Raw genomic sequence first — 10,588 nt, forward strand, 5'->3', positions numbered from 1 at the left:
CCGGGGCGTCCTGATGGCTTACCAATTCGACTTCGCTTCCGTGTTCGACTACACGCCGGTGCTCATCAAGGGCATCGGCGTGACGGTCGAGCTGATCGCCTTTGGCGCCGTGGCCGGCGTGGCGCTGGGCATCGGCTGCGCCTGGGTGCGCACGCATGGCCCGCGCTGGCTGCGCGCGCCGGTCGCCGCGTATGTGGAGGCGGTGCGCAACACGCCTTTCCTGATCCAGCTGTTCTTCGTGTTCTTCGGCCTGCCGTCATTGGGCATCCAGCTGGGCGAGATGCAGGCGGCTTGCCTGGCGATGGCGCTGAACCTGGGCGCCTACAGCGCCGAGATCATCCGCGCCGGCATCGACGCCACGCCCAAGGGCCAATACGAGGCCGGCGCCAGCCTGGCGCTAACGCGCGGGCAGGTGTTCCGGCACATCGTGCTGAAACCCGCGCTGGCGCGCATCTGGCCGGCGTTGTCGTCGCAGATCGTGATCGTGATGCTGGGCTCGGCGGTGTGTTCGCAGATCGCGGCCGAGGACCTGACGTTTGCGGCCAACTTCATCCAGTCGCGCAATTTCCGCGCGTTCGAGGTGTATTTCGTGACCACCGGCATCTATCTGGCGCTGTCGGTGCTGCTGCGCCAATTGCTGCGCATGACGGGCAAGCGGCTGTTCCGCAAGGCGGTGCGATGATCGAATTCTCTACCTGGGACATCGTCCGCAACCTGCTCCTGGCCGCGCGCTGGACCGTCGTGCTGTCGCTGGTGGCGTTCGTGGGCGGTGCGCTGATGGGGTCGCTGGCGCTGATGATGCGCACGTCGCGCGTGGCGCTGATGCGGCGCGTGAGCTGCGCCTACATCGAGCTTTTTCAGGGCACGCCGCTATTGATGCAGCTGTTCCTGGCGTTCTTCGGGCTGTCGCTGGCGGGCCTCGAGGTGCCGCCGTGGCTGGCCGCCGGCGCGGCGCTGACGCTGTGGTCAGGCGCCTTTCTGGCCGAGATCTGGCGCGGCTGCGTCGAGGCGATTCCGAAAGGGCAGTGGGAGGCCTCGGCCAGCCTGGCGCTGGGCTACGTGCAGCAGATGCGCTACGTGGTGCTGCCGCAGGCGCTGCGCATTGGCGTGGCACCCACCGTCGGCTTTGCCGTGCAGATCGTCAAGAGCACGGCGCTGACCTCGATCATCGGTTTCACCGAGCTGTCCAAGGCCAGCACGGTGATCACCAACGCCACCTTCAGCCCCTTCACCGTCTATGCCTGCGCCGCGCTCATCTACTTTGCGCTGTGCTGGCCCCTGTCGCGCCTCAGCCTTTTGCTGGAAAGGAAGTTGCATGCCCCTCATCGCCCTTGAAGACGTCCGCAAGAAGTTCGGCGACAACGAAGTCCTGAAAGGGGTGACGTTGCGCGTAGAGCCTGGCGAGGTGATCGCCATCATCGGCAAGAGCGGCTCGGGCAAGAGCACGCTGCTGCGCTGCGTGAACGGGCTGGAACAGATCGACAGCGGCGCCATCATGGTGGCCGACGCGCAGCTGGGCGATGACGAATTGCGGTTGCGCGCCTTGCGGCTCAAGGTGGGCATGATCTTCCAGCAGTTCAACCTGTTTCCGCACCTGACGGTGGGACGCAACGTGATGCTGTCGCCGATGGTGGCCAAGCGGCTGCCGGAAGCGCAGGCGGCGGACCTGGCGCGCGCCATGCTGACGCGCGTGGGACTGGGCCACAAGTTCGATGCCTGGCCCGAGGAATTGTCGGGCGGGCAGCAGCAACGCGTGGCGATTGCCCGCGCGCTGGCGATGCAGCCGCTGGCGCTGCTGTGCGATGAAATCACGTCGGCGCTGGACCCGGAGTTGGTCAACGAGGTGCTGGCGGTAGTGCGCGAGCTGGCCGCCGACGGCATGACGCTGCTGATGGTGACGCACGAAATGCGCTTTGCGCGCGAGGTCTGCGACCGCGTGGTGTTCATGCACCAGGGCAAGGTGCACGAGATCGGGCCGCCCGAGGAACTGTTCACGTCGCCGGCCACGCCGGAACTGAGGCAGTTTCTGGGGATGACGGATCTGGTGCGATAGCCAGTCGCCCGGCGCCGACGCATCGCGGCGCCGGCCCCAGGCAACCTGGCATCAGCGCGATAAGCCGCGCGCCGAGATTTCCCAGATGTCTTGCACGATGCCGTCGCGAACCACCACCAGGCCGTCGTGCAGGTTGAAGGTGGGGTCGACGTGCGACGGCACCAGCAGCAGTGTGTCGCCCAGCGCGGGGGGCTGCGTGCCTTCGGCGACGCGCACCACGCCGTGCTCGTCGTTGATGGCCGCGTACTTCAGGCCCGGCGTGCCGTGGATTGCAGGCGGGCCGCATTCGGCAGTGGTGGATTTCAAGCCCGCGTCCAGGATGACGCGGTCGGGCGCGGGCGTGCTCATCACGGTGGACAGCACGAACAGGCTGTTCTTGAAGGTGAGCGGGCCGTCCCATTCATTGGCGCCGTAGTCGCCGTCCATGAACGCGTACGACCCGGCCTGCAATTCGGTGAAGACGCCGCTGGCGGCGTCGAATTCGGCGCTGCCGGTGCCGCCGCCCGTGATGGTGTCGCAGGCGATGCCGCTTTCACGCAGCAGCAGCTGGTACGACGCGGCGATGCGCGCGGCCTGGCGGCAGACCTCGGCGCGTTCCTGGCGGGTGCGGAAATGCTGCACCGACCCGTGATAGGCCTGCAGGCCGGCGAATTCCACGCCCGGCAGCGCCCGCGCCTGTTGCGCCAGCGCCAGTACGGTGGCGTCGTCCGCGACACCGCAGCGGCCCTGGCCGACGTCCACTTCCACCAGCACGTCGACCTGGGCGCCGGCCGCGGCCATGGCTTGCGAGATCTGCGCCAGGTTGGCGGCGTTGTCGACACAGACGCTGATCTTGGCCACGCGCGCCAACTGGACCAGCAGTTTCAGCTTGGCGGGGCCGACGACTTCGTTGCTGATGTGGATGTCGCGGATGCCGGCAGCCACGAAGGGCAGGGCCTCGCTGACTTTCTGGCAGCAGATGCCGCGCGCGCCCAGCGCCAGTTGGCGCAGGGCGATTTCGGGGCATTTGTGGGCCTTGGCATGCGGGCGCAGCGCGACCTCGTGGCGGTCGGCCCAGGCCTGCATGGCGCGCAGGTTGGCCTCGAACGCGGCCAGGTCGAGCACCAGGCTGGGCGTATCGACGCTGGCCAAGGGGTCGCCCACCTGGGCGGGCGGGGGCAGCGCGATGCCGCGTATGACTTCCTGGGACATCTGGAAACTCCGTTTTCTGCTGTGCGAGAGAAGTCGCCACCCCCAGGTAAACGATAGCCCTGCAAGCATTGGCTGGGGGGTGCCGCCATGCCAGAATTTCACCACAAATAGAGCCCCTCACGGCGGGCCCGCGACAAGCGGGCCTTTTGCTCGATAGAGGGGCCAGGTCACGAAACGGCAACGCAGCGCAAAGCATGCCCCTTATCGAACCCTGGAGAAGCTCGCATGAAATCAAAAAGCTGGATCACCACCCTGGCCCTGGCGTTGTCCCTGACGGCCGCGGCCGGCACGGCGCAGGCGCAGCAGTTCTTCCGCATCGGCACCGGCGGCACCGCTGGTACCTACTACCCCATCGGCGGCATCATCGGCAACGCGGTATCGCAGCCTGGCAAGCTGATCGCCACCGCGGTGGCGTCCAACGGGTCGGTCGCCAACATCAACGGCATCATCGGCGGCTCGTTTGAAGCCGGCTTCACGCAATCCGACGTGGCGTTCTGGGCCTATAGCGGCACCGGCACGTTCGAAGGCAAGCCCAAGGCGCAAGACCTGCGCCTGATCTCCACGCTGTATCCGGAAAGCATCCACCTGGTGACGCGCAAGGGCGCGGGCATCAAGGGCGTGGCCGACCTGAAGGGCAAGCGCGTGTCGATGGACGAGCCCGGTTCGGGCACGCTGGTCGACGTGCGCCTGATCCTGGGCGCCTACGGCCTGACCGACAAGGACATCAAGGCCGAATACCTCAAGCCCAACCAGGCGGGCGACAAGCTCAAGGACGGCGGGCTGGACGCGTTCTTCTTCGTGGGCGGCGCCCCCGCCGGCGCCATTGCCGAACTGGCGTCCACCGGCGGCATCGAATTGGTGCCGTTGGTGGGGCCTGAAATCGACGCGCTGCGGGCCAAGCAGGAATTCTTCACGCCTGACGTGATTGCCGCCAACACGTACCAGAACGTGCCCGAGGTGAAGACCATCTCGGTCAACGCGCAGATGGTCACGTCGGCCAAGATCCCCGAGCAGACGGTGTACGAAGTCACCAAGGCGCTGTACAGCGACGCCACCCGCAAGACGCTGGATTCGGGCCACGCCAAGGGCAAGCTCATCACGCGTGACAACGCGGTCAAGGGCGCAGGCATTCCGTTTCATCCGGGCGCCGAGAAGTTCTACAAGGAAGTGGGTCTGCTGAAGTAGTCCGCGGTAGTCCGCGAGCGCAGTCCGCGCACCGCAGGCCGCGACCAGCAGGCCTGAGACCGGACCGCAATACCCCGCGCGCATTGCCGCGCGGCGTCTGGGCAGGGCCATGCGGCCCTGCCCGCGCAGCCCTTGCCGAGAACCCTGGCCATGGAAATCGACCACCAGAAGACCCAGCAGTTGGCGGAAAAGTACGATTCGGAAATTCGCTTTCGGCCGCTGGACAAGACCGCCACGTGGATCGTGTCGGGCCTGCTCGTCACGCTGTCCCTGTTCCACTACTACACGGCGGGCTTCGGCCTGCTGCGCGAAGCCACGCACCGCGGCGTGCACCTGGCCTTCGTGCTGAGCCTGATCTTCCTGGTGTTCGGGTTTTCCAAATCGCACTACCAGCGCGAGCCGCGTTCGACCTGGTACGCGCCGGGCGGCATTCCGCTGTACGACTGGATCATTGCCGCGGCGCTGTCGCTGTCGGTGCTGTACATCCCGTACATCTTCGAAGACCTGGCCTTCCGGGTCGGCAATCCGCTGCCGATCGATGTATTCATGGGGTCGATCCTGCTGATCGGGCTGCTGGAAGCCACGCGCCGCGCCATGGGCTGGCCGCTGCCCATCATTGCGATCGTGTTCATGGCCTACGCGATGTTCGGGCCGTATTTCCCCGGGCTGCTCAAGCATGCGGGCAACAACTGGTCCCAGATCGTCAACCACATGTACCTGACCAGCCAGGGTGTGTACGGCGTGGCGGTCGGCGTGGTGGCGACATACGTCTTTCACTTCGTGCTGTTCGGTGTGCTGGCCACGCGCATCGGGCTGGGGCAGCTGTTCCTGGACGTGGCCTCGACCATTGCGGGGCGTTATGCCGGCGGCCCGGCCAAGGTATCGGTGTTCGGTTCGGCCATGTTCGGCATGCTGTCGGGTTCGTCGGTGGCCAACGCCGTGACCGTGGGCTCGCTGACGATTCCGGCGATGATCCGCGTCGGGTATCCACGGCATTTTGCGGCGGGGGTCGAAGCGGCCAGCAGCACCGGCGGCCAGATCACGCCGCCCATCATGGGCGCGGCCGCGTTCCTGATGATCGAATTCCTGGGCATTCCGTATCAGCAGATTGCCATCGCGGGCATCTTCCCGGCGTTTCTGTATTTCTTCGGCATGTTCATGCAGGTGCACTTCGAGGCCAAGCGCGAAGGCCTGCGCGGGCTGACCGAAGCCGAAATGCCCAAGCTCAAGCAATCGTTCAAGATGCGCTGGCCCACGCTGATTCCGCTGTTCCTGTTGATCGGGGTGCTGGCCAGCGGCCGCACACCGTACCTGGCGGCGTTCGCCGGCATTTCAGGCTGCATCGTGGTGGGCCTGCTCAATCCGTTCCAGCGGCTGCGCTGGCGCGACCTGTACGAAGCCTTCGAGACCGGCGCGAAATACGCGCTGGCCGTGGGCGCCGCGGCGGGCACGGTGGGCATCGTGATCGGCGTGGTGACACTGACGGGCGTGGGCTTCAAGATCTCGTACATCGTGATCGCGGCGTCGCAGGTGCTGGCCAGCGGGGCCGCAATGGTGCTTCCCGAGGCCATAGCCGACCTGCAGTCGCTGACGCTGGTCGCCGCGCTGATCATGACGGGCGTGGTGTGCATCCTGATGGGCTGCGGCGTGCCCACCACGGCCAACTACCTGATCATGGTCGCGGTGGCCGCGCCCACGCTGGTGCAGCTGGGCGTGCAGCCGATTGCCGCGCACTTCTTCGTGTTCTATTTCGGCATCCTGGCCGACATCACGCCCCCCGTGGCGCTGGCGGCCTACGCGGCGGCGGGCATGGCAGGCAGCGATCCATTCAAGACCGGCAACACCGCGTTCAGGCTGGGCATCACCAAACTGATCGTGCCGTTCGTGTTCGTGTTTTCGCCATCGCTGCTGATTTCGGTGCAGGGCTTCACCTGGTACGACTTCTTCGTGACGCTGTTCGGCTGCATGGTCGGCCTGGTGCTGCTGTCGGCGGCGTTCTCGCGCTACATGCTGGTGGGCATGAAAAGCTGGGAACGCTGGCTGTGCACGGTGGGCGCGCTGCTGACCATCATTCCGGGCCTGGCAAGCGGGCTGGTCGGCCTGGTCATCTGCATACCGGTGTTCATCCGCCAGCTTGCCCAGCTCAAGCTGCAGGCCGCCCCCAAGGCGGCCGAAGGGGTGGGCCCTTGAGGGGGGACGCCAGGGGCCCGAGCGTTAAAAAGGGGCAGACCCTCAAAGGCTGCCCCTGGCGTAGGGGAATCGCTTATTTTGTCAGCATCGGGGCGCAGAATGTGTGACTGTAGCGGGCCGGCGACGGCCCGCGCCATTCCGCCTTTTCGCCGGTTGCCCGGCTAAATAAATCAGCGTAAAGTAAAATTCATGTTTGCTGGTCTGCCGATATGCGGGCCGACTGTGCAAACAGGCACAAAACTGCGCCATATGTTCGATATCCTGGTTTATCTGTACGAGAATTACTACACGCCGCAAGCCTGTCCCGCCGCTGACGTGCTGGCCAAACGGCTGGCCGCTGCCGGGTTCGAGCACGAAGACATCGACGATGCGCTCGGGTGGCTTTACGGCTTGGCCGAAACCACCGAACGTTGCGTCGATCTCGCCCAGGCGCCCACCACCGGCACCCGGATCTACACCGATAACGAATACCAGCAGCTGGGTTCCGAATCCATCGGCTTCATCGCCTTCCTGGAATCGGCCGGCGTGCTGCCCGCGCCGCTGCGCGAGATCGTCATCGACCGGGGCCTGGCTTCGCCGGAATCGCCGGTGCCGCTGTCCAAGATCAAGATCATCGCCCTCATGGTTCTCTGGAGCCAGGAAGCCGAGATCGACAACCTGGTCCTGGAAGAGCTGCTCGACGAAGACGGCGTGCGCTTGCTGCACTGAACGACAGGCGCCGGCCCGCGCCTGGTTCTGTATTTCGAAGGCGCCGCGTGCCTTTGCACGCGGCGCCTTCACGTCTCAACCCCGTTGATCCCCATCGCCGCACCGTGACCTACACCGGCCGCTTCGCCCCCAGCCCCAGCGGCCCGCTGCACGCGGGGTCGCTGGTCGCCGCCCTGGCCAGTTGGCTGGACGCCCGCGCCCATGACGGCCGTTGGCTTTTGCGCATCGAAGACGTGGACACGCCGCGCACGGTGCCGGGCGCGGCCGAATTCATCATGCAGCAGCTGCAGGCGCTGGGCCTGCACTGGGATGGCGACGTCATCTGGCAATCGCAGCGCGGCGCCGTCTACCAGGCGGCCTTCGATGCGCTGGCGGCCCGCGGCCTGGTGTACGGCTGCGGCTGCACCCGCCGCGAAATCGCCGATTCCGCCCTGCGCGGCCAGACCGCCCCCGGCGCGGACGGCGAACGCCCGTATCCCGGCACCTGCCGCCATGGCCTGCCGCCCGGCCGCGAGGCTCGCGCCTGGCGCCTGGTGATGCCGGACGGGCTGGAACGCTTCGACGACCGCTGGCTGGGCCCGCAAGAGCAGGACGTGGCCCAGGCGGTGGGCGACATCGCCCTGAAACGCGCGGACGGCCTGTGGGCCTACCAGCTGGCGGTGGTGGTGGATGATGGCTTCCAGGGCGTGACCGACGTGGTGCGCGGCGCGGATCTGCTCAGTTCCACGGCGCGCCAGCGCGTGCTGGGCCGGCTGCTGGGGCTGCCCCCGGTGCGCTACCTGCACGTGCCGCTGATTCTGGACCCCGCCAGCGGCTTGAAACTGTCCAAGCAGAATGGGGCCCCGCCCATCGACATCGACGCGCCCCTGGCGTCGCTACAGGCCGCCTGGCGCGCCTTGGGCTTTGCGCCCTTGGAGGCCGACAACGTGGCGGCCTTTCTGCGCGAGGCCACGGCGGGCTGGGCGGCGCGCTTTCCCTAGGCCCTGTCGGCACCCACACGCGCCGTGCGTGCCGACTCGGGTTTGCGCGGTGGCGACCGCGTCGCCGCGGCCCGTCTGCTACAGCGGCTGCAAGTCTTCGCCCAGCATCCGCACCAGCAGCGCTTCGCCGTTTTCGGCCACGCGCAGTTCACCGAATTTGGCGACCTGGTAGCGTTCGGCCTGGCCTTCGGGGAAGAAGTAGGCGTTGGTGACGATGCGCACGCCGTTGTCGCGCACGCGGTAGCGCAGCGGCACTTCGATATCGGCGTGCGGCTGCGCATCAGGCTGGATGCGCACGGCCTGCGACACGCCGCGCGCATCGGCGGTCAGCATCACGTAGCCGTCGGGCTCGAAGCCCATGACCGAGTCGTCGTCTTTGCGCTCGCCGCCCAGCCGCATCCGGGTGACTTCGCGGCCCGCGGCGAAATTGAGCGCCATGTAGTCCCCCTGCATCAGGGACCGGGGGTCGACCGGGGCGAGCTCCAGGATCACGACCTTGCCGGTGGCCAGCAGCTTTTCACGCTGCCAGATGCCGCCGTTGGCCACCACCAGCACCAGCGCCAGGCCGCCCAGGATGGCCAGGGTGCGCCAGCGCAGGGCGCCGGACACCGGCGGCAGGGGCGCGCGATGCGACGGCGCCTGGGTGCGCATCAGGCGCGGCACCAGCCACACCAGGCCGCGCAGCACGAACAGCAGCACGGCCGCGCCGCCCAGCCACAGGGCCTTTTGCAAGAGCGGCACATCCAGCTGGTAATAATAGATACCCAGGTAGGCCAGCAGGCTCAGCACCCCGAACAGCGCCACCCGCGGCTGGTTAAGGCCAAAGCCCAACAGCAGCCAGGCCAGCGCGAAACCCACGCCAGGGCTGGGCAGCCAGAACAGCGCCAGGAGCAACAGGGCAATGGGCACGCCAACGGTCACGCCGGCCGTCAGCACGCGGCGACGCGGCCACAGCACCGCCAGGGCCGCGGCCGCGGGCAGCAACGCGCCCGCGCACACCAGCACCGCGGTCGGCGCATTGACCTGCCACATGGCCGGCAGCTGCAGCACCGACAGGCCGCTGGCCAGCCAGACCATGCCTTGCACCGACAGCAGGAAAGCCCAGGCCAGCGGTTGCAGCGCGTGGCTGCGCTTGCCGCCCAGGCGATGGCTGACGGTCAGCAGCACCGCCGTGGCCCAGGCGCCGGTCACCGCGATGGGCAGCCAGACGAAGGCGGCGTGCGCCATGTCGAAGTCCAGCAGGGCGTCCAGCATGTCGCGGCGTATCAGTTCCGGCGCCAGGCCGCGCCAGATCAGGCCGGCGCCAGCCATGGCGATGAGCAGGCCGCTGAGAAAGCGCAGGATCACGTCCGGTCCCAGCACGTAGACCGCGGTGGCCAGCAGCAACACGAACAGGCACGCATTGACGAACGAGGCCGAGCTGGACATGCCGTAGATGATGAGGATCTGCCCGGCAAAGGCCATGGCCGTGCCGCACTGGCGCCAGAACGGCCCGGCGTCGCTGCGCAGCACCGCCACGCCAGCCGCGCACAGCACCAGCCCGGCGATCAGCGCGCCTTCCTCTGAATTGATGATGCCGGAGAACGCCACGAACACCAGCAACAGCAGCGTCGCCAGCCACGCGCTCAGGCCCAGCAGGCACTGCACGTACCAGGGCGGTTCGGTATGCGGCACGGCGGGCGGGGTCACTTGGGCGACGGGTTCGCCCGCCTCGGCGGGGTCGACCGCGTTGCCGGCCGAGGCGGCGGCAGGCTCGGCGTCCGCGGGCGCCACGTCAGCTTGTGGCGACTGGGCGGCCAGGCCACGCAGCCAGCGGGCCGCCAAGACGGCTTCGGCGATCAGCAGCGCCGCCAGGGGCAGGGCGGCCCAGACGCCGGGTTCCAGGCGCATCAGCCATTCGCCCACGATCGGCAGTGTCACGCAGATGACGCCGGCGGCCAGCATGGCCAGGATGACCAGGTCGCGCCGACCGCGCTGATAGTAGAAGCCCAGGCCCAGCGTGACGGCCAGCCAGGCGATGCCGTTGGTGGCGTTGGAACCGCCGAAGATGAAATCGCCGACCATCCGCGCCGAGACCAGCACGCCGATCACCAGTGCGGCCAGGACCCGCGGCCCGACGAGTGTGCTGGCGCGCCAGCGGCGGGCGGCGATTTCCCAGCCCAGCAGCATGAGCAGGTTCAACCCCGCCACGAACAGGCTGACCAGGCCCGGCCCGCCCAGGATCAGCCACCCGTTGAAGGCGCGTTCGCCCAGCCACAGGACCAGCGCCACGTTCATGACC

9 protein-coding genes are annotated in these 10,588 nt (G+C 67.5%); 7 read left to right on the top strand and 2 right to left on the bottom strand.

The genetic code is table 11. From position 1 onward, the window contains the following. Positions 1-13: 13 nt before the first annotated feature. The 3 genes from U858_RS0125925 to U858_RS0125935 are packed head-to-tail and all read left to right on the top strand — an operon-like array spanning position 14 to position 2,053. Positions 14-682 carry an amino acid ABC transporter permease gene (locus U858_RS0125925; protein WP_025140037.1) on the top strand — a complete coding sequence of 223 codons (669 nt, stop codon included), beginning with the start codon at positions 14-16 and terminating at the stop codon, positions 680-682. Further along, on the top strand, positions 679-1,335 hold the full coding sequence (locus tag U858_RS0125930) for an amino acid ABC transporter permease (RefSeq protein ID WP_025140038.1): 657 nt from the start codon (positions 679-681) through the stop codon (positions 1,333-1,335). Before U858_RS0125925 ends, U858_RS0125930 begins: the two co-directional genes overlap by 4 nt. After that, entirely contained in the window at positions 1,316-2,053 is a 738-nt protein-coding gene (locus tag U858_RS0125935) for an amino acid ABC transporter ATP-binding protein (RefSeq protein WP_025140039.1), read from the top strand. Before U858_RS0125930 ends, U858_RS0125935 begins: the two co-directional genes overlap by 20 nt. Positions 2,054-2,104: 51 nt before the next feature. On the opposite strand, the gene U858_RS0125940 is transcribed toward U858_RS0125935, so the two are convergent. Then, positions 2,105-3,244 carry a DSD1 family PLP-dependent enzyme gene (locus U858_RS0125940; protein ID WP_025140040.1) on the bottom strand — a complete coding sequence of 380 codons (1,140 nt, stop codon included), beginning with the start codon at positions 3,242-3,244 and terminating at the stop codon, positions 2,105-2,107. Between the two features lie 225 nt (positions 3,245-3,469). Between U858_RS0125940 and U858_RS0125945 the strand changes: the two genes are divergently transcribed. The 4 genes from U858_RS0125945 to gluQRS all read left to right on the top strand — a co-directional run bounded on the left by U858_RS0125945 (position 3,470) and on the right by gluQRS (position 8,307). Then, entirely contained in the window at positions 3,470-4,429 is a 960-nt protein-coding gene (locus U858_RS0125945) for a TAXI family TRAP transporter solute-binding subunit (RefSeq protein ID WP_025140041.1), read from the top strand. Positions 4,430-4,579: 150 nt separating this feature from the next. Then, positions 4,580-6,619: a TRAP transporter permease gene (locus U858_RS0125950; protein ID WP_025140042.1), complete on the top strand. Its 2,040-nt coding sequence runs from the start codon at positions 4,580-4,582 to the stop codon at positions 6,617-6,619. 249 nt (positions 6,620-6,868) lie between these two features. Beyond that, positions 6,869-7,327 carry a DUF494 family protein gene (locus tag U858_RS0125955; RefSeq protein ID WP_025140043.1) on the top strand — a complete coding sequence of 153 codons (459 nt, stop codon included), beginning with the start codon at positions 6,869-6,871 and terminating at the stop codon, positions 7,325-7,327. A gap of 104 nt (positions 7,328-7,431) precedes the next feature. Next, entirely contained in the window at positions 7,432-8,307 is an 876-nt protein-coding gene (gene gluQRS / locus U858_RS0125960; protein ID WP_025140044.1) for a tRNA glutamyl-Q(34) synthetase GluQRS, read from the top strand. Between the two features lie 78 nt (positions 8,308-8,385). Here the strand turns inward: gluQRS and U858_RS0125965 are convergent. Then, a partial coding sequence (locus U858_RS0125965; RefSeq protein ID WP_029954309.1) for a GDYXXLXY domain-containing protein occupies positions 8,386-10,588 on the bottom strand: 2,203 nt, incomplete at its 5' end.

Source organism: Achromobacter sp. DH1f (assembly GCF_000633435.1).
GTDB classification, from domain to species: domain Bacteria; phylum Pseudomonadota; class Gammaproteobacteria; order Burkholderiales; family Burkholderiaceae_B; genus Achromobacter; species Achromobacter deleyi.